Genomic DNA, 24,302 nt, shown 5'->3' with positions numbered 1-24,302 from the left:
AACGGAACCCTCGCCAGGCCCGACTATCCTAAGAGTGCCTACCATTTTTTTGGAGCGACACCATGGGTTCCACGTTCAACACCCTGATCGGCCTGATTATTTTTGCCCTGGATATCTGGGCCATCATCAATGTGCTTAAAAGTGGCGCCGAAGTCGGGATGAAAGTCCTCTGGGTGCTGTTGATCCTGTTGCTGCCGGTGCTGGGCCTGATCATCTGGGCCATCGCCGGGCCAAGAGGCGATGTGCGGATCTGACGATCTTCATGGTAGGAGCGAGGCTTGCCCGCGAAAGGATCGCTGCGGTGTACCTGATAGACCGAGTCATCGTTCTTCGCGGGCAAGCCTCGCTCCTACCGGTGTGTGCATCAGAAGGTTCGACCTGTCATGTTCCGCGACGTAGAATGCGCGCCTTTCCCGGTCAATCGAGGTGATCGATTGGCCATCATGGGCGGGTAACCGTCCGTTGCCACCCGCATTCATCGGAGCACTTCCCATGAGCAATACCCCAACCAGCGAGTACCTGGAAACCCTCTACGAAGGCTATGGCCAGCGTTTTCGCATGGAAAAACTGCTGCACGAAGTGCGCACCGAACACCAGCACCTGGTGATCTTCGAAAACCCGCGCATGGGCCGGGTGATGGCGCTGGATGGCGTAATCCAGACCACCGAAGCCGACGAATTCATCTACCACGAAATGCTCACCCACGTGCCGATCCTCGCCCATGGCACCGCCAAGCGCGTGCTGATCATCGGTGGTGGCGATGGCGGCATGCTGCGTGAAGTGGCCAAGCACCGCAGCGTCGAGCACATCACCATGGTCGAAATCGACGGCACCGTGGTCGACATGTGCAAGGAATTCCTGCCGAACCACTCCAAGGGTGCGTTCGATGATCCACGCCTGAACCTGGTGATCGACGACGGCATGCGTTTCGTCGCCACCACCACCGAAAAGTTCGACGTGATCATTTCCGACTCCACCGACCCGATCGGTCCGGGCGAAGTGCTGTTCTCCGAAAACTTCTACCAGGCTTGCCACCGCTGCCTGAACGAAGGCGGCATTCTGGTGACCCAGAACGGCACCCCGTTCATGCAAATCGAAGAAGTCAAAACCACCGCGGGTCGCCTGCGCAGCCTGTTCCCGGACTGGCACTTCTATCAGGCGGCCGTGCCGACCTACATCGGCGGCGCAATGACCTTCGCCTGGGGCGCGACCGATACCGCCTATCGCAAATTGTCCCGCGAAACCCTGCAACAGCGCTTCGCCGGCAGCGGCATCATCACCCGCTACTACAACCCGGAAATCCACATTGGTGCCTTCGCGTTGCCGCAGTACGTGCTGCAAGCGGTGAACAAACCTAGCAACGACTGATGCTTCGTCGATAAGAAAGGCCGTCGCCGGTGTGTGAGACACGCGGGTGACGGCCTTTTTTCATGTCTCGCTTTTAGGATCCCTTGGAACGATCGGCCAATGCACGAGTCGAGATAGATGTAAGCCCATCCATGGGTTTTACCGAGGAGGCACCGATGCAAAAGTGGAAAATCACTTTCGTGGATGAACACGGTGAATCAGTCGACGAACTCTTCGAGTGCGAGGAGTGCCCGAGCAACGAGCAAGCCGCCCAACTCATTCGCGACCGGCGACTGCCGGTGGCTGCGAAACTGGACCTCAATGATCTGGAGGGTCGTACCGATGATCCGACCGTCAAAAGTCTGAAATCCCAGCACAGCATTGAAATCCTCAGCATTACTCCGATTTGATACACCTCCTGTCACATTCACCACCAGGCCTTGGCAGCGGCTCTGTCTTGAGGCTACTCTGCAACCGAGATCAGCGAGTGACTCGCTAAGGTCTGGTCTTGTCAGCTACATGCTTGTTTCCCGGCGGCAACCTCTGTTGCCGCATCGAAAGTGCAGGGAATACGGAAAGTCTATCCATCAGTCTGAGGGGGACGTTTCATGAGCACAGCCTATCAAGAAGACATCAGCAGCAGCGTGCTGCGCCGCATGAAAGAAGGCGGTTTCGATTTTTCACGATTCCATCCCATCGAGTTCTACGCCATTTTCCCGGACGAGGAGCGGGCACGCAGGGCGGCAGGTCATTTTTGTGGTGAATCCTTGAATGCCCAGATCAGCGCGCGTGACGACGGCGCGTGGTCGCTGGAACTGAGCAAAGTGATGTACGCCACCTACGACGGGATCGGCGACTTCGAGCAGGACTTCGAGGCGGTGGTCGAGCCTCTGGGTGGCATCATCGAGGGATGGGGCGTCAAACAGGAGATACGAGGGCTACTCGCATAAGCTTATGAACAGTGACACTTAGTAACGGCTGACCTTTGGGTTGGCCGTTTTTGTTTCAATCTTTTTATTTCGCCACATTTCAAACGGACAAAAAAAAGCCACCTGAACAGGCGGCTAAAGGGAAGAGCGATCAGTTTTCCAGCGAATGCACGGATTATCCGCATCTGCCTCCCGAGCAGTGAAATCAACTCTGACTATGCTGCTGATAGGCGACAGCATTGCTTCGCCATGAAGCGGGGGCGATCAGGGTGGGGCATTTACCGCACAGGATTGGTGCGGTGCGTGCAGCGACATTATCCAACTGATTGATATCAAAGCGTTTCTGCCTATGGCACGGGCCTTGCGAAGGCCTGGATGTCCGTGTGACAAGGAGTACGGCATGATCCGCACCTATTTTGATGAGATGTACGATGCCGGCGGCCAGGTCCGTCCGCATTATCGGGAGTTTGCCCGTTGGCTGGCCGAAACGCCTGACGAGCTTTTGGCACAACGGCGACGCGAGGCCGATCTGTTATTTCATCGCGCCGGGATTACCTTCACGCTCTATGGTGATGAGCAGGGGACAGAGCGCCTGATTCCCTTCGACACCATTCCCCGCAGCATCCCCGCCAGTGAATGGCGGGTCGTCGAACGCGGCTGTATTCAGCGGGTCAAGGCATTGAACATGTTCCTTGCCGACCTCTATCACGAGCAGCGCATCATCAAGGCCGGCATCATCCCGGCCGAACAAGTGCTGGCCAACGAGCAATACCAGTTGGCGATGCAAGGGCTGGATCTGCACCGCGATATCTATTCGCACATTTCCGGTGTCGACCTGGTGCGCGATGGCGACGGCACCTACTACGTGCTCGAAGACAACCTGCGTACCCCCAGCGGCGTGAGCTACATGCTCGAAGACCGCAAGATGATGATGCGCCTGTTCCCCGAGTTGTTCGCGGCCCAGCGCATCGCACCGATCGACCACTACCCGAACCTGTTGCTCGACACCCTGAAAAGCTCCAGCCCGATCGACAACCCGAGCGTGGTGGTGCTGACGCCGGGGCGTTTCAACAGTGCGTTTTTCGAGCATGCGTTCCTCGCTCGGGAAATGGGCGTTGAACTGGTGGAAGGCGCGGACCTTTTCGTGCGCGACGACAAGGTGTTCATGCGCACCACGGACGGGCCGAAAGCGGTCGACGTGATCTACCGTCGCCTCGACGATGCGTTCCTCGATCCGCTGGCGTTCAACCCCGATTCGATGCTTGGCGTTCCAGGGCTGCTGTCGTCCTACCGCTCCGGCAATGTGGTGCTGGCGAATGCCATCGGCACCGGGGTCGCGGACGACAAGTCGGTGTATCCCTTCGTCACGGACATGATTCGTTTCTACCTCGATGAAGAGCCGATCCTGAAGAACGTGCCGACGTGGCAGTGTCGTAATCCTTCTGAACTGTCCCACGTGCTGGCCAACCTTCCGGAGCTGGTGGTCAAGGAAACCCAAGGCTCCGGCGGTTACGGAATGCTGGTGGGGCCGGCGGCGACGGCGGCGGAAATCGAATCTTTCCGCGAGCGGATCAAAGCCAAGCCCCACGCATACATCGCGCAACCGACGTTGTCGTTGTCGACCTGTCCGACCTTTGTCGAAAACGGCATCGCACCGCGCCACATCGACCTGCGTCCGTTTGTATTGTCTGGCCGCGAAACCCGGGTTGTGCCCGGCGGTTTGACCCGTGTCGCCTTGCGTGAAGGCTCCCTGGTGGTGAACTCGTCCCAGGGCGGCGGAACCAAGGACACCTGGGTGGTCGAGGATTGAAGGAAGCTTGCCATGTTAAGTAGAACTGCCTCGGATCTGTACTGGATGTCGCGTTACCTGGAGCGGGCGGAAAACCTCGCGCGGATGCTCGACATCAGTTATTCGCTGTCGCTGATGCCCCAGGACGGTCGTGGCGACGGCTTGCACGAACTGGCCATGCCGTTGCTGATCACCGGCACCCTGGACGATTACCTGGCGCGCCACGGCGATCTGCATGCCGAACGGCTGCTGCATTTTTTCGCCCTGGACGCGGCCAACCCGGCGAGCATCTACAGCTGCCTCGGTGCCGCGCGAGCCAGCGCCCATGCGGTGCGTGGGCGAATCACCGCCGACATGTGGGAAAACATCAACGCCACCTGGCTGGAAATTCGCGGGATCGCCGAGCAGGGCTTGAGTCGCTACGGCATGAGCCGTTTCTGTGAGTGGATCAAGGAACGTTCCCACCTGTTCCGCGGCGCTTGCTACGGCACGATCATGCGTAACGACGCGTTCCGCTTCATTCGTCTGGGCACCTTTATCGAAAGGGCCGACAACACCTTGCGCCTGCTTGATGCCCGTTACGAAATGGCCGGCGATCAAGCCGAAGCCGTCAGTGACGGTACGGCCCACGCCTATTACCAATGGAGCGCCTTGTTGCGGGCCTTGTCATCGTTCGAGGCCTACACCGAAATCTACCGCGACGCCCCCGGCGCCCGGCATGTGGCCGAGCTGTTGTTGCTGCGCGCCGATGTGCCGCGATCCCTGCGAGCCTGCACCGAAGAGGTCGATCAGATTCTCGCTCAACTACCGGGGGCCAACGGCCGTCCCGCACAACGCCTGGCGGCGGAAATGGACGCGCGCCTGCGCTACACCGGTATCAACGAAATCCTCGACGAAGGCCTGCACACCTGGCTGACCGAGTTCATCCCGCTGGTGCGCCAGTTGGGCAATGCCATACACAGTTCCTATCTGGAGGCTGCATGAGACTTTCCATTAGCCACGAGACCGCCTATCACTACGAAGATCAGGTGCGGGCGAGCATCCAGTACCTGCGACTGACACCCCACGACAGCGAGCGCCAGCACGTGCTGAGCTGGCAACTCGACCTGCCGCGCCCGGTGCGCGCGCAACTCGATCCGTTCGGCAACATCCTGCATGTGTTGACCCTGGACGAGCCGCATGAGGCGATCATCATCGGCGCCCGTGGCCAGGTCGATATCGACGAGCTGCGCGAAGCCGAGCACGAGAGTCAGTCGGCGCTGCCGTTCCTGCGTTTCACCCGGCTGACCGAAGCCGACGAAGCCCTGCGCGCGTTTGCCGAGAAGGCGTGCAAGCAACGGCGGGATCGCACGGCGCTGATCGATTTAATGCATGGCCTGAACCAGCACATGACCTACACGCCGGGTTCCACTGAAGTGGAGACCAGCGCAGCGCAAGCTTTCGCCGGGCGTTCCGGGGTCTGCCAGGACCATACCCATGCGTTTCTCGCCTGCGCCCGCAGCCTGGGCATCCCCTCGCGTTATGTGTCGGGGTATTTGTACAGCGAGAACAGTGAACACCTGGCCAGTCACGCCTGGGCGGAAGCCTGGCTGGATGACGCCTGGTATAGCTTCGATGTAACCAACGAACTGGCCCGGCCTGAACGTCACTTGAAACTGGCCGTGGGCCTGGACTACCTCGACGCCTGCCCGGTGCGCGGCATGCGCCGTGGCGGTGGGTATGAGCAGATGCATGCCAAGGTGTTGGTCTCGCCGACGCCTGCGCCGGTGATCTCCGTCCAACAGCAGTAGCAGTCATTCATTGTGGCGAGGGAGCTTGCTCCCGCCGGCCGATCCGCGACCGGGCGCAGCAGTCGCAAACCCGGCGAATGCGGTTTGCCTGACGGATCGCGTCGCCTGATTTGAGGGCCGCTTCGCGCCCCAGCGGGAGCGAGCTCCCTCGCCACAGGTGGATGTTTACTTGGCCGTAGACACCTTGCGTCCCGCCATGTGCTTCAAATACCCCACCAACAACTCCAGATCCCTCTCCGGCAATACCGTCGGCGAGAACCCGGGCATCTTCGCCTGCGGCCACTGGCGCAAGCTCTGCGGGTCACGAATGTAACGCTTGAGGAAATTCGCGCCGAAATACTCGGTCGGGTTGAACGGAATATTCAGGTCCGGTCCGAACTGCGCATCCCCCGCGCCATTGAGTCGATGGCAGGCCAGGCAGTTTTTCTGAAACAGCGCAAAGCCTTTGTTCACCGGATGGTCCGCCTTCAGCGCGGGATCGGGGAGCAGGGCAGGGAAGCGTTCGGCCACCGGGGCCATGCGTTTGATACTCGCGACCTCGAACGGCCATTGCTCGGGGCTGATATTGCCCGCCTGCGGATCGGTCCAGACCAGGTAAAACGGCCCTGCACTGTGTTTGCCCTCGGACAGCGGCGGCCACGGCTTGGCCGGGTCTTCAATCGCCAGCCAGGCCTGCGCACCCTGAGTATTGAGCAACGGCGCGGCGGCCAGTTCGGCGGCAAAACCGTCCAGAGCTACCGCTTGCAGGTGATCGTCAGGCTTGGTGCCCGTCAACAACGCCGCCATCGGCACGGCGCGATAGCTCATGTCCCGTTTGTAGGAAACGTCGTTAGTGATCGTGATGGTCTGAACCTGAGGATGCTTGAGCAATTCATCGGTCTGCCAGGTGCGAGAACTTGCACCCAGCTCAAGGTTCAGCTGTGCGGCGGACAGAGGCGTGCTGAGCAGCAAGGCCCCCAACAGAATGAGCGCTTTCAAATGATCGTCGTCCATGTCGTGGAAGTGCCGTAAAGGTTGGCACAGCCAAGCAGGCCCGGATAGCGAGCCAGTCACATTTTTATCAGGTGTAATGAAAACCCCCGCTGCTCGATCAGCCAAGCACCTTGGTCAGGTTCGGCAAAATCAACAACAGCGTAGTAGCAAATAGAATGAGCCCGGCTTGACGTACTTTCGAATGTTTGAACATGGCTTGACCGCCTTTTTTGTTATTTCCTGGTTGCCTGCCTGCATATCTCCATGACGGCAGAGCGCTGCACTTCCTGTAGGACGAGAGCCTCGGCAAAACCCGACGACAACTTCGTACAGGTTTACATTAGGGCCCGCGTCACGCTTGGCTTAGATCCATTTCGTATGGAATTAGCGCTGATCGCTGCCAAAAAGACATGAGGCCTATGGCCAGCTTCTTGGGCGCCCGTTGGCTAGACAGCTTGGTGACACGAATCGATTAATCCGATAGCTGACTACCGTTCGTCTGAGCGTGACCGTCAACGCCTATGAGCGCTGTGGTCATTGAATCCACGGCTGCTCGGCATAAGGTGAGGGTATAGAGATCACCCTCAGGTTCGAGAACGCCATGACCCAAGCTTTGATATTCGACGCGTTACGCACGCCCCGTGGCAAAGGCAAGGCCAATGGCGCCTTGCACAGCGTCAAGCCAGTGAACCTGGTGGCCGGGCTGCTGACGGCGTTGCAGCAGCGCACCTCCCTGGACACCAGTCAGGTCGACGACGTGGTGCTTGGCTGCGTGACGCCTATCGGTGATCAGGGCGCCGACATTGCCAAGACCGCCACACAAGTGGCCGATTGGGACGTCAGCGTGGCGGGTGTGCAACTCAATCGCTTCTGCGCGTCGGGGCTGGAAGCAGTGAACCTGGGTGCGATGAAAGTGCGTTCCGGCTTCGAAGATCTGGTGGTGGTCGGTGGCGTCGAGTCGATGTCCCGCGTGGCCATGGGCAGCGACGGCGGGGCCTGGGCGCTGGACCCGGAAACCAACTTGCGCAGCCATTTCACACCCCAGGGCGTGGGCGCCGACCTGATCGCGACAATCGAAGGTTTCAGTCGTCAGGACGTCGATGCCTTCGCGTTGCACTCGCAGCAGAAGGCGGCGCGGGCGCGGGCGAATGGTTCCTTCAACAAGTCGCTGGTGCCGGTGCAGGACCAGAACGGCATCATCCTGCTCGATCATGATGAGTTCATTCGCGCCGATTCGACAATGGAAGGCCTGGGCAAGCTCAAGCCGAGTTTCGAAATGATCGGGCAAATGGGCTTCGACGCCACGGCATTGCGGGTGTACAGCCAGGTCGAGCGGATCAACCACGTTCACACACCGGGCAACAGTTCCGGGATCGTTGATGGCGCGGCATTGATGCTGATCGGCTCCGAAGCGAAGGGCCGGGCACTGGGTTTGCAGCCACGGGCGCGGGTCGTCGCCACGGCGGTCACCAGCACCGACCCGACCATCATGCTCACCGGCCCGGCGCCGGCCACCCGCAAGGCACTGGCCAAGGCCGGGCTGCGAGTCGAAGACATCGACCTTTTCGAAGTCAATGAAGCGTTCGCCTCGGTGGTGCTCAAGTTCATCAAGGACATGGCCATCGACCCGGACAAGGTCAACGTCAACGGCGGCTCCATCGCCATGGGCCACCCGCTCGGCGCCACCGGTTGCGCGATTCTCGGCACGCTGCTCGATGAACTGGAAACCCGGCGCCTGCGCTATGGCCTGGCGACATTGTGTGTCGGCGGCGGCATGGGCATTGCCACCATCATCGAACGCCTCTGAGCCTGCCTTTAAGAAAATCCGACTCAAGGAAAATTGCCATGACCCAAGCCATTCGTTACGAAAAGGGCCAGGACCGGATCGTCGTCCTGACCATCGACATGCCGGGCCAGAGCGCCAACACCATGAACGCGGTCTACCGCGAGGCCATGGCCACCTGTGTCGAGCGCCTGGTCGCCGACAAGGATGCGATTGCCGGCGTGATCATCACCTCGGCCAAGAAAACCTTCTTCGCCGGTGGCGACCTCAATGAACTGATCAAGGTCGGCAAGCCCGAAGCCCAAGCCTTTTACGACATGGTGCTGACCCTCAAGGGCCAGTTGCGCACCCTGGAAACCCTTGGCAAACCGGTGGTTGCCGCCATTAACGGCGCGGCGCTCGGCGGCGGCTGGGAAATCTGCCTGGCGTGCCATCACCGTGTAGCGCTCGACAACCCGTCGGTGCTGCTTGGCCTGCCGGAAGTCACCCTCGGCCTGTTGCCGGGCGGTGGCGGGGTGGTGCGCATGGTGCGCATGCTGGGCATCGAAAAAGCTCTGCCGTATCTGCTGGAAGGTAAGAAAATCCGTCCGCAACAGGCGCTGCAAGCGCGGTTGATCGACGAGTTGGCTGTCGATCACGATGAGCTGATGGCCAAGGCGCGGGCGTGGATTGCTGCTCATCCGGTTGCTGTGCAGCGCTGGGATGTGAAGGGTTATCAGATCCCTGGCGGTACGCCGTCGGATCCGAAAGTCACGCAGATGCTGGCCATCACGCCATCGATCCTGCGCAGCAAAACCCAGGGCTGCCTGCCCGCACCGGAGAAAATCCTCTGCGCCGCAGTGGAGGGCGCTCAGGTGGATTTCGACACCGCGCATCTGATCGAAACCCGCTACTTCACCGAACTGACTACGGGCCAGGTGTCGAAAAACCTCATCGGCACCTTTTGGTTCCAGCTCAATGAGATCAATGCCGGCGGTTCGCGACCTCAGGGCATAGCGCCTTACGTGACGAAGAAAGTCGGCGTGCTCGGCGCCGGGATGATGGGCGCGGGCATCGCGTTTGTCAGCGCCTCGGCCGGTATCGATGTGGTGCTCAAAGACATCAACCTCGTCGCGGCAGAGAAGGGCAAGGCTCACTCGGCGGCGCTGCTGGACAAGAAGGTTGTTCGGGGTCAGTTGAGCCGGGAGCAGCGCGAGGCGATTCTGACGCGAATCCATACCACTCAAGACGATGCGGATCTGGCCGGTTGTGATTTGATCATCGAAGCGGTGTTTGAAGATCGCGAGCTTAAAGCCAGGGTCTCATCGGCAGCGCAAACCGTCGTCGGCCCGGACGCGGTGATCGCCTCCAACACCTCGACGTTGCCGATCAGTGGCCTGGCCACCGCCGTGCCAGACCAGAGCAAATTCATCGGCCTGCATTTCTTCAGTCCCGTGGAGAAAATGCCGTTGGTGGAAATCATCAAAGGCGTCCATACCAGCGACGAAACCCTGGCTCGCGGTTTCGATTTCGTCCTGCAAATCAAGAAAACTCCGATTGTGGTCAACGACAGTCGCGGTTTCTTCACATCGCGGGTGTTCGGCACCTTTACCAACGAGGGCATCGCCATGCTGGGTGAAGGGGTGAGTGCGCCGATGATCGAGACCGAAGCGCGCAAGGCCGGCATGCCTGTCGGGCCTCTGGCGATCTCCGACGAAGTTTCCCTCAGCCTCATGAGCCATATCCGCGAGCAAACCGCCAAAGACCTGCAAGCGGAAGGGAAACCGCTGATTGAGCACCCGGCGTTCGCCGTGATTGACTTGCTGCTCAAGGAATTCAAGCGTCCGGGCAAGGCTGCTGGAGGTGGTTTCTACGATTACCCGGCTGCCGGGCAGAAACATTTGTGGCCGGAGTTGAAAACCCGCTTCGAGAAAGCTGACGGGCAGATTTCGCCTAAGGATGTGCGTGATCGACTGCTGTTCATCCAGGCCATCGAAACCGTGCGTTGTGTAGAGGAGGGCGTGCTGACCTCAACGGCGGATGCCAACGTTGGCTCGATCTTCGGCATCGGTTTCGCGGCCTGGACCGGCGGTGCGTTGCAGTTCATCAACCAATACGGTGTGAAAGACTTTGTTGCCCGCGCCCAGTACCTGGCCGAGCAATATGGCGAACGCTTCACGCCGCCTGCGCTGTTGCTGGAGAAAGCCGCCAAGGACGCGTTGTTCTAAGGGGCGTTCTAAGGGACCGATGACGCCTTCCGGGGCTTGCCTTGCCACCGTGTTTCAAGGCAGGCTCTGGGGTGTGCATTATTCCCACCATGTGTCAGGTATTTTTTATGTCGTTACGCATCTGCATTCTGGAAACCGACATCCTGCGTCCGGAACTGGTCGATCAATATCAGGGTTACGGGCAGATGTTCCAGCGTCTGTTTTCGCAGCAACCCATCGCGGCCGAATTCAGCGTGTACAACGTGATGCAGGGCGAATATCCAAGCGATGATCAGACCTTCGATGCGTATCTGGTCACCGGCAGCAAGGCCGATTCCTTCGGCACCGACCCATGGATTCAAACCCTCAAGACGTATCTGCTGAAGCGCTACGAGCGTGGCGACAAACTGCTGGGCGTGTGCTTCGGTCACCAACTGTTGGCGCTGCTATTGGGCGGCAAGAGCGAGCGGGCGACCCAGGGCTGGGGCGTCGGCACCCACAAATACAAACTCGCGGCCAAGGCGCCGTGGATGAGCCCGGTGAGGGAAGAGCTGACGTTGCTGATCAGTCACCAGGATCAGGTCACCGCGCTGCCGGAAAACGCTACGGTGATTGCCTCGAGCGATTTCTGCCCGTTCGCCGCCTACCATATTAACGATCAGGTGCTGTGCTTCCAGGGGCATCCGGAGTTCATTCACGATTACTCACGGGCGTTGCTGGATATTCGTCAGGAAGCGCTGGGCGAGCAGATTTATTCGAAAGGTATGGCGAGTCTTGAACACGAGCATCACGGCACTACCGTCGCAGAGTGGATGATGCGGTTTGTGGCGCACAAGCCTGATGCTGGACCGGTTGAAGCTAAAAGCTAAAAGCTTCGCGAGCAAGCCCGCTCCCACAGTAGATCCTCGGTGTGCACACGATGGGTGACACACTGAGAATCCCTGTGGGAGCGGGCTTGCTCGCGAATGGGGGCAACCGGCTCTCACTGAAAACACGCGGCTCTACAACCATCCTGACCGCTTGAAACTCGCCCACAAACCGACGCATCCAACGGTAATAAACCCCAACACCGCAAAATACCCGTAATGCCAAGTCAACTCTGGCATGTCCTGGAAGTTCATCCCGTAAATCCCCGCTATCGCCGTCGGAAACGCCAGAATCGCCGCCCACGCCGCAAATTTGCGCTGCACCACGCTCTGGCGCGACGCCTCAAGCAACACCCCAACCTCGATGGTCTGGCTGGCAATGTCCGCCAGGGTCGTCAGGTCTTCCATCTGCCGCGTGACATGAATCTGCACATCGCGAAAATACGGGCGCATGTTTTTGTCGATAAACGGAAAACTCAGCTTTTGCAGTTCCTCACCGATCTCCACCATCGGCGCCGCAAACCGGCGCAAGCGCAATACATCGCGACGCAGGCCGTGGAGTTTCTGGATATCGCGCTCGTTCAGCGAACCGCAGAGGACATTGCTTTCCAGCTCATCGATCTCGGCATGAATCGCTTCGCCCATCGGCTGGTAGTTTTCGATCACGAAATCGAGGATGGCATAGAGTACGAAATCTTCCCCATGCTCCAGCAACAGCGGACGTGCCTCACAGCGTTGTCGGACATGGGCGTAGGACGCCGAGTGACCATTGCGCGCGGTAATGATGTAACCCTTGCCGGCGAAGATATGCGTCTCGATGAACTGCAATTTGCCTTCATGGCGGATCGGCGAATATGTGACGATGAACAGCGCATCGCCGAACGTTTCCAGCTTCGGTCGACTGTGTTTTTCCAGGGCGTCTTCGATGGCCAGTTCGTGCAGGTTGAACTGGCGTTGCAGGTTGAACAGCTCCTGCGCATTGGGCTCTTCGAGGCCGATCCACACAAAGTGGCCAGGCTTGGCAGCCCAGGCCGCACCTTCGTCAAGCGTGATATTGGTGACTTTCTTACCAGCGCTGTAAACCGCAGCAGCAACGACTCTACCCATGATGATTCACTTCTTATCGGTCGCTTTCTATTGGTAAAGACTGGCGGTGCCAGGCAGGTTTCAGCTTAACCTTGTCTACTGCTTGAGAGTCAGCAAAATCGGTAGAGTTCGCAGGCAAAAGAAAACCCGCACAGGGCGGGTTTCATTCAGGCGGCTTGCAGTTGCCGATCCATCGAGTCGATGCACTCACGCATCTGTTCGCGGCACTGGGCGATCAACATCGGCATGTCATCCAGGCTCAATCCGGCCGTAGGAATTGCCGGCAGCGAACGGATCAGAATCTTCCCACTGCGCCAGCGGTTCAATCGCATGTGTTTGACGTAACTGCTGACACACACCGGCACGATTGGCACGCCGGCGGCGATTGCCATCTGGAACGCGCCTTTCTTGAACGGCAGCAGCTCTTCGCCCAAGTTGCGGGTGCCCTCGGGGAAGACCCAGATCGAGGTGTCTTCATTTTGCAAGGTGTGCGTGGTGGTCAGCATCGACTGGCGTGCCTTGTGCGCATTGCCGCGATCGATCAACACATTGCCGGCCAGCCAGAACAACTGCCCGAACAACGGCACCCACTTCAGGCTCTTCTTGCCGATGCACACGGTGCGGCGGGGCACCACGTTGCCGAACACAAACAGATCGTAGTTGGACTGATGGTTGGCGATGATCACACAGCTGTCGGGTTTATCCATCAACGGCCCGACATCGGCCTTCACCCGCAAACGCAAAATACACATCGCGGGCCACGCATACAGACGCGCGCACAAACGGCTGTTGTCCGGATTGAACGGGCGGCACAGTCCGAGAATCACTCCGAGCACTCCGGCCAGAATAAAGTGCAGGCCCATCAATAACATACGAAACACAAACAGCATTTAAAGGGCCCACCGGCACAAAAGGTGGCGCAGTGTACGGATGTGCACTGTTTTCGGCAATTGCCGCTATAGAAGAGGGAGATAGCCGATGTTTGAGCGCATGTTTCCGACTTGTGGGTCAGATGCGGCCTAGAGCGGTTGTAAGGTTTTAAACCAGACACCCAAGAAAAAAGCCCGACACGACGGTCGGGCTTTTCGGTGCAGCGCATTTGGGCTTAACCCATGTGCTCCTGATCCAGGATGATCGCGTTGTCCAGCGTCTCCAGCAGCGTCTTGCGCGTTTTCAGCTTGGTGTTCTTGTGGGCGATCATGTTGAGCTTCTTCAACTGACGAGCCGCCGCCAGCGCCGCGCCTTGCAGCTCTTCGGCCGACACCACCTTATCGAGGAAGCCGGCATCCACGGCGCTTTGTGGGTTGAACATCTCTGCATTGATCACCGCGCGATGGAACGCCGACTTGCGCAGACGATCACGGGCCAGTTCGATACCGGCATGGTGCATGGTCATGCCGATCTGCACTTCGTTCAGGCCAATGCTGAACGGGCCATCGACACCGATGCGGTAGTCAGCCGACAACAGAAGAAACGCACCCTTGGCCACCGCATGCCCAGGACACGCCACGACCACCGGGAACGGATGCGACAACAGGCGACGAGCCAGGGTCGAACCCGCAGCCACCAGCGCCATGGCCTCGTTAGGGCCGGCCGTCATCACCTTCAAATCATAACCACCCGACAAAATCCCCGGCTGACCGGTAATGATCACCACCGCCCGATCCGCTACCGCCCGATCCAGCGCAGCGTTAAACGCGACAATCACGTCTGGAGAGATGGCATTGACCTTGCCATTGCTCAAGGTCAGGGTCGCGATACCGTCTTCGAGATGGTAGGAAATCAACTCACTCATGACGCCAATCCTTCTAATAAAGTAGGGCAGACGTTACCCACCGCTGTAGGCCAGGTAAAGCGCCGTGACTGACCCGCCAGTCACCCTTTTCCCGCCCGCCAGGCACAGCCCGCCCCATCCACCGCGCATTGGCCTCTATATAGAAGGGGAGGTGAAGCCGGAGATTGGCAGGTTTGCCATGCCCTTGAACGCCCCCAAAGCGTTAATCGCGTTAAGCGCATGAAAATTCTGAAAAAAATATTTGCCATCAGAAAAGCTTTCGACTACATTAGCGCGCCTCGACAGACTGAATAAGTTTGACGAGATACGGTGAAGTGTCCGAGTGGCTTAAGGAGCACGCCTGGAAAGTGTGTATACAGGAAACTGTATCGAGAGTTCGAATCTCTCCTTCACCGCCAAATTAGATATACACAAAACCCCTGATTTCGAGAGAAGTCAGGGGTTTTGTGGTTTCTGGCGTCTGGATTTTATGCATGGCGGTATCAGCGAAGGCGCTTCCGAAATTGATGTAGGACGATGGATAGGCGTGTGGGAAGCAATGCTGGAAAGCCATATGGTTTGGGGGCTTTCATAGGTTTTGGCACCTTGCATGAGCCGCATCGGGAGGGGGTATTCGTTTTGCGCCTTTAAGGTACAAAATGACCCAAAGGGCAGTGCACACGACGCGCCCCATTATTCGGAACGGACGCACGCAGGTTATGCAGGAATTCACCATGAAGCAGGCGGAGTTGGAGAAGGTTCACGTGGAAATCGTCAAGCTGATGGCTGAGCAGCGCAAGCTGAATGCCGAAGCGGGCAAGATGACCCGTGAAACTTTTTGGTACCCGGTAGCTGTTGCGACTGGCTTGATCGGTACGGTGGCGACTGTCACTGCGGTGTTGATCAAGCTGCTCTGACCCCTGATTCTTTCGATGCCGTGAAAGGCTGATTCACCTCGCCTCGCGATCCGTTCGGTGCGAGTTTTTTGTGTATGAAGGGATTCATGAGCGATTTACTCGATTTCATCAGTGCGCTGTGCCAGGTATCCGATTGGACGCCATCACGCCCCAGGCGCGTATTTTCACGACGGTTCGTGTTCTTTATGGTGCTTGTAGCGGCATTCGAGTTGGTATTACTCAACCATTACTGGGGGTAATCCAGTTCCGGGCTTTTTGTTTTCATCACCTGGCTGCCGAGGAATAATGCGCGCTTCTATGAACAAGGACATCCCATGATCACCACCACAACCCACACCATCGAAGGTCGGCAAATCACCGCCTACCTGGACATCGTCAGCGCCGAGTCGGTGCAGGGCGTTAACGTGATTCGCGACATGTTTGCCGGGATGCGGGATTTTTTCGGTGGGCGTTCTCAGACGTTGGAGCGGGCATTGAAGGAGGCGCGGATTCAGGCGACCGACGAGATCAAGGAGCGGGCGCGGGTGCTTCAGGCGGATGCGGTGGTGGGGCTCGATTATGAGATCAGCATGCCGGCCGGCAAGGGTGGGATGGTGGTGGTGTTTGTGACCGGGACAGCGGTCAAGCTGAGGTAGGTCGCGCGGTACTGGCCATTCGTCGGGCATGTAACGATCTGAATCACAAGTCTGGGAATGACCGGCTAGTCTCAAAAACCAGGGTGGTCGATATTTTTCAGGCAAAGAGGGCTTGCCGGTATCGACCCGTTTTGAGAGGAGCGAAGATATGGCTGAGCCGTATATCGAAGACGACGGTGCAGAGTTTCCAATCAATGATTGCGTGCAGTGTGGTCAGACGGACTATGTGCCGAGCTTCGGTGAAGACCGTATCAAAATAAACAAAATCAAATCTGCAGTGCCTAGGACTCGAGGGCCGAAATCGAAATTTATGCCCAAGCTGGGGGCGCCCTCCAGGAAGTAAACCGATAACAGCACGAACCCCGCCATCGAGCGGGGTTTCTTGTTTCTGAAGGGCAGGAAACGTGGTTCGGTGGCAATGCCGAGAAATGTCCTACAACTTTTCTGGTGCTGGTGTTTTTTCACAAACTTTTCACACCGGCCTCCGTAGGCTCAGCTCATCCGTTAGAAAGCAGTACCCTGGCCCGTCTCCCCAGCGGGCTTTTTTTTGCCTGTCATAAAACCTTTTGCATAAACGCTGTCCAACCGTCGCCAATGGCGAGGTTGTTCTGGTTTTGTGTCTGGACTTTCCCTCCGCTAAAGCATTCAATCTCCGGCCTTTCGGTTCCCACTTTTTTGAGGTTCTTGTTATGCGTTTGACACTGCCTGCTCTGGTTCTGGGCCTTTTGGTTGCTCAAGGTGCGATGGCTGCCGGCGACGGCACAGCCGCGCTCGGTGGTGGTCTGGGTGGTGCGTTGGGTAACGTGGTTGGCCAGAAAATGGGCGGCAGCACTGGCGCAGCGATTGGTGCTGGCGTAGCGGGTGCAGCCGGCAGCGCTGTTGCCGCACGTAAAGGCAGCCGCACCAAAGCGGCCATCGGCGGCGGTGTTGGCGCGGCCGGCGGTTCGATAATCGGTAACAGCCTGGGCGGCAAGACCGGCTCCACCATCGGCGCAGGCCTGGGTGGCGCATTGGGCGGCGGCGTAGGCAGCAACCTGTCCAAGAAGCGTCATTGATTCTGAAGGTCAGCTGAAAAAGCCCGGCTTAATGCCGGGCTTTTTCGTTTTGGAACGTTTCTGCATCATGTGGCTCAAATCTCATACAGTCGGTATTGGTTTTCTGTATAACAGACCCAGATGCAGGCTGATGCCTATCCGCGGCACGTTCTTCCCCCCAATGCGGAAATTAGAGGTGCATATCATGCGTTTCATGCGTTTGACATTGTCCACGGTGTTTTTGGGGCTTTTGGTCGCTCAGGGCGCAATGGCGGGCGGCAACGGTGATGCCGCAGTCGGCGGTGGTCTTGGCGGTGTGTTGGGCAACGTAGTCGGCGGGCAGTTGGGCGGCAGCACCGGGGCCGCGGTGGGCGCTGGCGTCGGCGGTGCGGCAGGCAGTGCGGTCGGTGCGCGCAAGGGCAGTCGCACTGAAGCGGCCGTCGGCGGTGGTCTCGGCGCGGCGGGTGGTTCGGTGATCGGCAACAGCCTGGGTGGCTCCACTGGTTCGGCCATTGGCGCAGGCCTGGGTGGCGCAGCCGGTGGCGCGGTGGGCAGCAGCATGGGTGATGACCGCGGCAGTTCGCATTCCGGTGGCGGCTACTACAAACACAAGCATAAAAATAAGTACAAGAATCACTAACTCGATATCGAGTGACAGTAAAAACCCGGCCGAGTGCCGGGTTTTTCGTTTCTATCAATAGGACTCCGGAACGATTGGCCGTAGGACGTCTCGAACTTAATATACACACTGAACGTTGTGAGGCATGCCATGACTCCGGAAACTGAAGACAAGGAAGAAGAAGGCCCGATCAACGATCCTGGCAACGAAGATCCGGGGTCTCTGATGGACGACGCCACGGTGCCGCTCAACGATGCCGATGACGCGGGCGATGTGGGCAACTTAGAGAATGATGAGTATGACGAGGAAGACGACGAGTGATTTTGTAGTCGGCCCGACCGATTGATCCCTCTGATCGAACCGCGTCTGTCGTGTTGGCCTCGAAAGGCAAGGATCTGCTTTTCGGGTCCATTGAGAGGTGCGTTATGAACGCTGATCCGAAAGACTCCGATATCGACGATACCCCCGAATATCCGCTGCCTTCGCCCACCAATTCGCTGCGCCGCGACCAGCGCCCGCCCGACGATGACGACACCGCTGTCGAACAGGTGCCCGCCGATGATGTGAGGCGCGGTAATGTGGAAGCCGACCCGGAAGACCCGGACATCGCCGGCGATGACGCCTCGGGCGAACCGAGCTGAAACCTGTGAGGTGGTGCATCGCCGATTGTCGATTGTGCGGCTTCTTTAAAAAGCGATCACCACCAGAGATCAGGTAAAGCACTCTTTAAAGGAGATGCACCATGATCAGGTCAAAATGGATGGCGCTTACGATGGTCGGCTTATTGTCGATCAGTTCATTGGCGGCGGTTGCTCAATCTACTGGTCGCGACGCACCGGTCGATAAGGGTGGGATGCCGCCCTACTCGGAAATGAATGCAGGTACCTCGGATGGGAAGGCGCTGCCACCGGACACCATTGGTGGTGGGAGTGGTGGTGATGCCAACGGGAGTAGCATCGACTCGGGGAAGGGCAGCGGGTCGGTGAGTGGTGGAAGTTCGATGGGGAGTGGTTTTGGAAGTGGGTCTGGAGGATCAGGTGGTTCTGGGCAAAGTGGACGCTCGGAAAGTTCTGACAGTGGGGAAGATGGTAGAACTGGTGGTTAGATTAAGGTCGAGTAGATATCGAAGCCCAGCAACCAGATGGGCTTTTCATATGAGTTGGTTTTTACGACCCCCCCAGCCCCCAGCCCCCATGCTAGTGCCTAACTTCAAAGCTCGGAAATCTAGATGTGTATGTATCGGGTTCATTATGCTAATGATTCGAGCCAACGTTTGTAGAAATCCTTTTGTTGTTGAATGTCATGTGTGATGTCGTTTTCTTCGTAATCGAAGATGTTGACTACGTCTTCAGTTTCGGTTGGTTTTCCCATGTGAAGTTCATACGCTACGACTCCACCAGACATTTGTGATGACATGCGCGAGGGATGAACGTTAAGTTTTGAGCCTTTACACAGAAATTTTGTTTCTGGGAAGTCGGCTCGTAACAGACCAAGGCATAAGTAAAGATCAGGGGCTACGTATGTTTTTTTTAAGCCGTTTTTTATTGTGAAAGTTAGTGCCGATTTTTGCCGATCGCATTCGATCAAAACTTTCTCAGTGATACCTTGAGTGTATATAGATACTTCTACTATTTTCATGGTCACTTCCTGTTTGGGTTGGGGGTTGAGTAGCCCACATAGCTACCATCGGCGTTGACGGGGGTAACGCCGATAATGTCTCGGGTGTCAATTCCACCCGGAAAAGCAATTTCAACCTCACCCCTATGAGGGGACATCATGCCGAGTTTCTTATTCACATCTATTCCGCGAATATTCTTTATCACGTAAATAAATCCGGCTTCATATCCGTAGCCTGTAGCGAACTTTATTGCTTCCTTTTCGGATGTTGTAGTGCTGACAAATAGGCTGGGAGGGCTTCTGTTGTCCAGAGCATGCAGGTAGAGATCAGTACTATCACCCAAGGGCTCAAACCCAGCTTCAAAAATCTCCCAAGATTCCCGCGAGTCTCCACGGTACAAATACCGATTTCTTGGGGTAGGGAGACCGGGCTCCCCCAGAGCAGCTCTGGCGTCTACCGTCGGGTCTTTAATCCCGTCCGCCGGCCTACACCCATCCCCCCCAGGGCACTCACTCAACCCCAACGGATCAACCCAACCCGCCGGATTGCGCGTGTACTGATACCCGTTTAACCCACCCGCCAGCTTGCTCGGATCCGGGGTCAAATACCGCCCGACATCCGGATTGTAGTAGCGATGCCGGTTGTAATGCAGGCCGGTTTCCGCGTCGAAATATTGCCCTTGAAAGCGTAGCGGCTGGTCGAGGACCTGGTGGGTGTCGCGGTTGAGGCGGGTGAGGCGGCCATAGGCGGTGTATCGGGCGGCCCAGATGATGTCGCCGCTGTAGTCGGTGAGTTCTTGCGGGGTGCCGAGGTGGTCGAGTTGGTAGTAGAACGGACAGGCATGGCGCGGGCCCTTGCCGTCGAGCATGGCCAGTGGGCGGAAGCTGCCGGGTTCGTAGATGTAGCTGCGGTGGTGCTCGCTGCTGCTTTCGGCGACAAGGTTGTCGCCCTGCCAGAAAAACTCGGTGGTCTTGCCGTCGACGGTTTTGGCGATGCGGCGGCCGAAAGCGTCGTAGCGATAACTGGAGCAGCGGCCATCCGGAGTGGAGACGCCGACCAGCCGGTGCTGGCAGTCATAACGGTATTCGGTGACCAGTTTCTGTCCGGTGCCACGGCGCTCGCGGATCAGGTTGCCGAAGGTGTCGTAGTCGAAGTGGCGGTCGCCTTGCATCAACAGGCGATTGCCTTTGATCGTCGTCGGGCCGGGGCGGTCCTGCATCAGCAGGTTGCCGGCTGGGTCGTGGGTGTAGCTTTCCGGCTGTTGGTCGCGGGAGTAGCGCACGCGGATCAGTCGATTGAGCGGGTCGTACTGATAGCTGCGCTGGCCATGGCGGGTGTCGGCGATGCTGTCGAGATTGCCATTGAGGCTGTAGGCATAGTCGCGGCGGTAGAGCGGATGTTGGTGCTGGCCGACAGCGTGGGCCTTCAGACGGCCCTGTTCGTCGTAGGCATATTCACTGAGCAGCAGGCCCTGTTGACGGTTTTGTTCGCGACCGGCAAGGAACGTATGCGAGGTCAGTCGTGCGCCATTGAGGTCGATGGCCGTCAGCGCACCGCCCTTGGCGTGGTAGTAGTCGAGTTTGCTGCCGTCCGGCAGGCGTAGGCGATTGAGCTGGCCGCAGGCGTCGTAGCCGTAACGCAAGGTACCCCAGCCCTGATGTTCGGTGATCAGCCGGTCCTGCTGGTCGTACTCGAACTCCAGCGGGTGATCGTGGCCGTCGTCGACGCTGGTCAGCCGGCCCAACGAGTCGTAGCGGTATTCGACCTGGATGCCGTCGGGCAAAGTCTTGACCAGCAACCGCCCGGCCGAGTCCCGTTGATAGCCCGTGACCAGCTGCGAACCGTCATCACCGAACTCGGTTTTCTCCTGCAGGTGACCGTTGAGGTCGTAGGCATACGCGGTACGACGGCCGTCGAAACCGGTTTCCTGTCGGATCAAGCCGTTGGGTGTGTAGTCCAGCCGATAGTGTTCGCCGGATTCGTTTTCGATTTCCGTGAGCAGCAGCTGCGCATTGTCATAGCGGTACTTGAGCTGGGTGCCATCGGGATTGATCCGGCGGCTGACCAGGTGCAGGTCGTCGACGTATTCATAGCGGGTGACGCGGCCCAGTTCATCGCGTTCGGCGGTGATCTTGCTGTAGGTGTTGTAGCTGAACCCACGGGTGGCACCGGTAGGATGCGTCGTCTGGATCAGTCGGCCGACGGCGTCCCATTGGTACTGGGTGACGGCACCGTGTTCGTCCTGACGAGTCGTCTGCCGTCCCAGCGCATCGTAGGAAAACGTTCGCTGCCCACCGTCCGGCAGTGTTTCCTCAAGCAACTGGCCCAAGGCATTCCAGACAAAGACATGCCGACTGGTGTCCGGGTAGCGGATCGACAGTAACCTGCCCTGAGGGTCGTAGTGGTAATGGGTGACCTGGCCGTCGGGATCAACCGCTTCGGTGACGTCGCCCTGAGCATTGCGTCGATAGGTCCACACCGCCTGGCCGCGAGAGCGCGCATGCAGGAAACCGTTGCGATACTCGTAGGACGTCGGTTCGTCCTGCGGCGGAATCAGTGCCACCAGCCGTCCGACGTCGTCGTAGCGGTATTCGGTGACAGCGCCGAGCGGATCCTGCTCGGCCACCAATCGGCCCTGCTCGTCGTAGGCCTTGAGCTGTTCACCGCCATCCAGTTCGACCCGGCGCACCAGCCGCGCCCGGTCGTCGTGGACGTAAACCTCTTCGCTGCCGTCGATGTTCCGGACGGTGACGCTGCCTTGGTCATTCCAGACATAGCGCGTGTCCATCTGCGCAAACGACGCCCAATGCCGTACGCAGCGCGCCGACTTGCCAGACCGTTCCCACTCCCAGAAGAAACTCGCGCCGCCGGCCAGTTGCCGCTGCAAAATTACGTGGTTGTCGTCGTAGTCGTAACGCTCGCTTTCCCCGGCGGCATTGCTCGCTTCGATCAAGCGCTGGCGGGCGTCATAGCGGTAGAAAGCCAGTGTTTGCTCTGTACGCCAGGCTTCACCCAAGTCATCGCTGGGGTGAAACGACTGGTATTCGACGGCGATGAGGTGCCTGCGCTCGTAGCACAACAGCAGCGAACGACCGGCACCGTTGTCGAGGCGCTGGATGCGTTCCTGACGGTCGCGGGTGATGCGCAGGCGGTTGTTGTAGGCATCACTGATGGCGGTCAGCCGACCGTTGTGAAAGTGGTAGAACCGGCTCGTTTCGCCGGCCAGCGCGAGAATCAATTCCTCCGGCTCGTCTCCGAGGTAAATCGCTGCTCGCGACAGGCTGTTATGAATGGCCGGGCGCTCGACGCTCGGCAACGGGAACGTCGTACGACGGTTTTCATGGTCGATCCAGACGACCTGTTCAACGCCCAGCTCCAACCGCTGCGCCAGCGAATGGCTCCAGCCAAAGCCGAGGCCGCAGTCGATCTCGGCGGCGCTGGTGCGATAGAGTCGGGTGAAGTCGAACGGCAGGATGCCGTCCAGCGCACCGTCGGTGAGGGTCAGCAGTTCTTCGCCGCTGACCATCGACACAGGACAGCCGTTGGTGCAGGTCAGTGCCGAGCAATCGGCGCTGTCGCCATTGGGGTTTTTCGCTTGATTCGGTGCATCGTCGTGGGGTTCGTGACGACCCAGCCGGGTTTTGGCGGCAGACTTGTCGCGGGCAATGGCGATCGGATTGTTCACGTGCACAACCGGTGAGTTGCCGGCGCTGATCTGCAGTGGAACCGTCGGTGCAGGTCTCAGCGGTGCATTGCGCGCGCTGACCACAAGCGGTTTGAGGACGCCAGCGTGGGCCGTCAGATCGGATTTGGCCGTCAGTTCGGCCAGTCGCAAACTGGCCGCCGCCAACCATTGTCGAGCCCGCGGGGATTTGATTTTGTCCAGGACCCTGGCGCTCATGCCGAGATTCAGCCCCGTAGGGCCGGTGAGGCACATCAGCAGGAAACTGATCAATATTTCCGTACGAACTTGTGCCACGGCTTCGGCGATGTACTGCGGCGGCAACATCCTCAGCCAACTGGTGAAGGCTGCGAGATGGATGAACATCAACGGCTCATCGCTCAGCATCAGCAACACATTGGCAATGGTTTCAGCCGAAGCGTTCAGCAGCGTCTCAAGCTCGCCTTGTGTCAGGTACTCAAGGAGTTTTTCGCTGCTGCCTTGCAGGTCCGCCACCAGGGCGTAGACCTGCTTCACGTCATCCCACAAACCGTGCAGCGAGCGCTCGAAACTGTGCCAGTCAGCCTGTTGCAGCAGGCCGTAGCGTTGGGTGAAACCTGCTTTGGAAAAATCTGCCCATAAAGGCTCGAATTCGCTCCTCCATTCGTTGCGCAACCAGCCTTCCAGCTCGCCGATCACGCCCTGATAGGAGGCGTAGAGCGCTTTGACGTGTTCAGTGGTGACATTGGGAAAGAAGGTGATGCGATAGCGATGGCCGCGCCAGCATTCGGGGATTTCGAGAATGCCGCTGGGGCCGATGGTTGCGTGGACGGGCTCACCGAACGTCAGCTCACCGTTGTGCTGGGAGATAACCGGCTCGAGCATCACCGGCGTATCGCCGATCGGCACGAAACGCGCGGCTTCAAACATATGCACCAGGGTCAACGGACCGCTGGCCGGGCACACGGCGAGTGTCGAACTGACAGGCGCGGTGGAGTCCTTCGGTGCGCTGAGCCGGACTTCGTTGCCGACCTTGAACACTTGCTCGACGTTCAGCGCGCCACCGGTCCAGAAGTTTTCCGCCCAGGCCTCGTAGTCGTTGAGGCAGAGTCGGAAATCACTGAGCAGCGCTTCGATGTTCGGCTGCTCGGGGTTCATGGCGGCGACCACCAACAGACCGATGGCGTTGTTCAAGGCCAGGACCTTGTCAGGTTCGAACATTCGCAATCCCTCGCGCAGATCAATGTGGAGCGAGAGACTTTGCGGGGGATCAAAAAGGAAAGAAGTCGGGAAAGG

Annotated in this window: 23 protein-coding genes and 1 tRNA gene; 18 read left to right on the top strand and 6 right to left on the bottom strand. The window is 58.5% G+C overall.

All coding sequences use genetic code 11. From position 1 onward, the window contains the following. Nucleotides 1-62: 62 nt before the first annotated feature. The 7 genes from AC1RL4_RS08020 (at nucleotide 63) to AC1RL4_RS07990 (ending at nucleotide 5,855) form a co-directional block, all read left to right on the top strand. Nucleotides 63-254, top strand: coding sequence for a PLDc N-terminal domain-containing protein (locus AC1RL4_RS08020; protein ID WP_019579715.1), 192 nt, complete (start codon nucleotides 63-65; stop codon nucleotides 252-254). Between the two features lie 238 nt (nucleotides 255-492). Beyond that, nucleotides 493-1,368: a polyamine aminopropyltransferase gene (gene speE / locus AC1RL4_RS08015; protein WP_018925208.1), complete on the top strand. Its 876-nt coding sequence runs from the start codon at nucleotides 493-495 to the stop codon at nucleotides 1,366-1,368. Between the two features lie 155 nt (nucleotides 1,369-1,523). Then, nucleotides 1,524-1,757 (top strand): hypothetical protein, encoded by a 234-nt coding sequence (locus tag AC1RL4_RS08010; protein WP_018925209.1) that lies wholly within the window; start codon nucleotides 1,524-1,526, stop codon nucleotides 1,755-1,757. Between the two features lie 198 nt (nucleotides 1,758-1,955). Then, nucleotides 1,956-2,297: a ribonuclease E inhibitor RraB gene (locus tag AC1RL4_RS08005; RefSeq protein WP_018925210.1), complete on the top strand. Its 342-nt coding sequence runs from the start codon at nucleotides 1,956-1,958 to the stop codon at nucleotides 2,295-2,297. A gap of 379 nt (nucleotides 2,298-2,676) precedes the next feature. After that, nucleotides 2,677-4,086: a circularly permuted type 2 ATP-grasp protein gene (locus tag AC1RL4_RS08000; protein ID WP_007902187.1), complete on the top strand. Its 1,410-nt coding sequence runs from the start codon at nucleotides 2,677-2,679 to the stop codon at nucleotides 4,084-4,086. Between the two features lie 12 nt (nucleotides 4,087-4,098). Beyond that, a complete protein-coding gene (locus tag AC1RL4_RS07995; RefSeq protein ID WP_026286340.1) occupies nucleotides 4,099-5,049 on the top strand; it encodes an alpha-E domain-containing protein in 951 nt (316 codons plus the stop codon). Next, nucleotides 5,046-5,855: a transglutaminase family protein gene (locus tag AC1RL4_RS07990; RefSeq protein WP_019579718.1), complete on the top strand. Its 810-nt coding sequence runs from the start codon at nucleotides 5,046-5,048 to the stop codon at nucleotides 5,853-5,855. Before AC1RL4_RS07995 ends, AC1RL4_RS07990 begins: the two co-directional genes overlap by 4 nt. Nucleotides 5,856-6,020: 165 nt before the next feature. On the opposite strand, the gene AC1RL4_RS07985 is transcribed toward AC1RL4_RS07990, so the two are convergent. After that, nucleotides 6,021-6,848, bottom strand: coding sequence for a c-type cytochrome (locus tag AC1RL4_RS07985; RefSeq protein ID WP_019579719.1), 828 nt, complete (start codon nucleotides 6,846-6,848; stop codon nucleotides 6,021-6,023). Nucleotides 6,849-7,428: 580 nt separating this feature from the next. On the opposite strand from AC1RL4_RS07985, the gene AC1RL4_RS07980 reads away from it, so the two are divergent. The 3 genes from AC1RL4_RS07980 (at nucleotide 7,429) to AC1RL4_RS07970 (ending at nucleotide 11,665) form a co-directional block, all read left to right on the top strand. Further along, nucleotides 7,429-8,634 carry an acetyl-CoA C-acetyltransferase gene (locus AC1RL4_RS07980; protein ID WP_028941066.1) on the top strand — a complete coding sequence of 402 codons (1,206 nt, stop codon included), beginning with the start codon at nucleotides 7,429-7,431 and terminating at the stop codon, nucleotides 8,632-8,634. 38 nt (nucleotides 8,635-8,672) lie between these two features. Next, the gene (locus AC1RL4_RS07975) at nucleotides 8,673-10,817 is read left to right on the top strand and encodes a 3-hydroxyacyl-CoA dehydrogenase NAD-binding domain-containing protein (RefSeq protein WP_230174208.1); all 2,145 of its coding nucleotides are present in this window, start codon (nucleotides 8,673-8,675) and stop codon (nucleotides 10,815-10,817) included. A gap of 107 nt (nucleotides 10,818-10,924) precedes the next feature. Beyond that, nucleotides 10,925-11,665, top strand: a complete 741-nt coding sequence (locus AC1RL4_RS07970) for an amidotransferase (RefSeq protein WP_028941068.1) — start codon at nucleotides 10,925-10,927, stop codon at nucleotides 11,663-11,665. A 132-nt stretch (nucleotides 11,666-11,797) separates the two neighbouring features. Here the strand turns inward: AC1RL4_RS07970 and AC1RL4_RS07965 are convergent, their stop codons facing one another. From AC1RL4_RS07965 to AC1RL4_RS07955, 3 genes are all read right to left on the bottom strand, one after another. Beyond that, on the bottom strand, nucleotides 11,798-12,769 hold the full coding sequence (locus AC1RL4_RS07965) for a magnesium and cobalt transport protein CorA (RefSeq protein ID WP_028941069.1): 972 nt from the start codon (nucleotides 12,767-12,769) through the stop codon (nucleotides 11,798-11,800). 146 nt (nucleotides 12,770-12,915) lie between these two features. Next, on the bottom strand, nucleotides 12,916-13,638 hold the full coding sequence (locus tag AC1RL4_RS07960) for a 1-acylglycerol-3-phosphate O-acyltransferase (RefSeq protein WP_018925219.1): 723 nt from the start codon (nucleotides 13,636-13,638) through the stop codon (nucleotides 12,916-12,918). Between the two features lie 215 nt (nucleotides 13,639-13,853). Beyond that, complete coding sequence (locus AC1RL4_RS07955; RefSeq protein WP_019579724.1) at nucleotides 13,854-14,543, bottom strand: crotonase/enoyl-CoA hydratase family protein; 690 nt, start codon at nucleotides 14,541-14,543, stop codon at nucleotides 13,854-13,856. 308 nt (nucleotides 14,544-14,851) lie between these two features. Between AC1RL4_RS07955 and AC1RL4_RS07950 the strand changes: the two genes are divergently transcribed. From AC1RL4_RS07950 to AC1RL4_RS07915, 8 genes are all read left to right on the top strand, one after another. Next, nucleotides 14,852-14,941 (top strand) — tRNA-Ser (locus tag AC1RL4_RS07950). Between the two features lie 315 nt (nucleotides 14,942-15,256). Further along, complete coding sequence (locus tag AC1RL4_RS07945; protein WP_007940783.1) at nucleotides 15,257-15,439, top strand: hypothetical protein; 183 nt, start codon at nucleotides 15,257-15,259, stop codon at nucleotides 15,437-15,439. Between the two features lie 314 nt (nucleotides 15,440-15,753). Next, nucleotides 15,754-16,074 carry a YbjQ family protein gene (locus AC1RL4_RS07940; protein ID WP_019579730.1) on the top strand — a complete coding sequence of 107 codons (321 nt, stop codon included), beginning with the start codon at nucleotides 15,754-15,756 and terminating at the stop codon, nucleotides 16,072-16,074. 148 nt (nucleotides 16,075-16,222) lie between these two features. Then, the gene (locus AC1RL4_RS07935; protein WP_007940781.1) at nucleotides 16,223-16,417 is read left to right on the top strand and encodes a hypothetical protein; all 195 of its coding nucleotides are present in this window, start codon (nucleotides 16,223-16,225) and stop codon (nucleotides 16,415-16,417) included. Between the two features lie 346 nt (nucleotides 16,418-16,763). Continuing rightward, entirely contained in the window at nucleotides 16,764-17,129 is a 366-nt protein-coding gene (locus tag AC1RL4_RS07930; protein WP_018925236.1) for a glycine zipper domain-containing protein, read from the top strand. 193 nt (nucleotides 17,130-17,322) lie between these two features. Continuing rightward, nucleotides 17,323-17,748, top strand: a complete 426-nt coding sequence (locus AC1RL4_RS07925; protein ID WP_026331740.1) for a glycine zipper domain-containing protein — start codon at nucleotides 17,323-17,325, stop codon at nucleotides 17,746-17,748. Nucleotides 17,749-17,877: 129 nt separating this feature from the next. Further along, nucleotides 17,878-18,048 carry a hypothetical protein gene (locus AC1RL4_RS07920; protein ID WP_007940775.1) on the top strand — a complete coding sequence of 57 codons (171 nt, stop codon included), beginning with the start codon at nucleotides 17,878-17,880 and terminating at the stop codon, nucleotides 18,046-18,048. 104 nt (nucleotides 18,049-18,152) lie between these two features. Continuing rightward, nucleotides 18,153-18,368 (top strand): hypothetical protein, encoded by a 216-nt coding sequence (locus AC1RL4_RS07915; RefSeq protein ID WP_018925239.1) that lies wholly within the window; start codon nucleotides 18,153-18,155, stop codon nucleotides 18,366-18,368. Nucleotides 18,369-18,975: 607 nt separating this feature from the next. Here AC1RL4_RS07915 and AC1RL4_RS07910 read toward each other — a convergent pair. Both AC1RL4_RS07910 and AC1RL4_RS07905 read right to left on the bottom strand, forming a co-directional pair. Next, entirely contained in the window at nucleotides 18,976-19,365 is a 390-nt protein-coding gene (locus AC1RL4_RS07910; RefSeq protein ID WP_230174204.1) for a hypothetical protein, read from the bottom strand. Nucleotides 19,366-19,367: 2 nt separating this feature from the next. Beyond that, nucleotides 19,368-24,227, bottom strand: a complete 4,860-nt coding sequence (locus AC1RL4_RS07905) for an RHS repeat-associated core domain-containing protein (RefSeq protein WP_230174202.1) — start codon at nucleotides 24,225-24,227, stop codon at nucleotides 19,368-19,370. Nucleotides 24,228-24,302: the final 75 nt, after the last annotated feature.

The sequence above is a fragment of the Pseudomonas sp. GW822-FHT07A10 genome (genome assembly GCF_058798795.1).
Note: the sequence above shows the minus strand (reverse complement) of the source record. Positions and strands in the feature narration are given on the sequence as shown.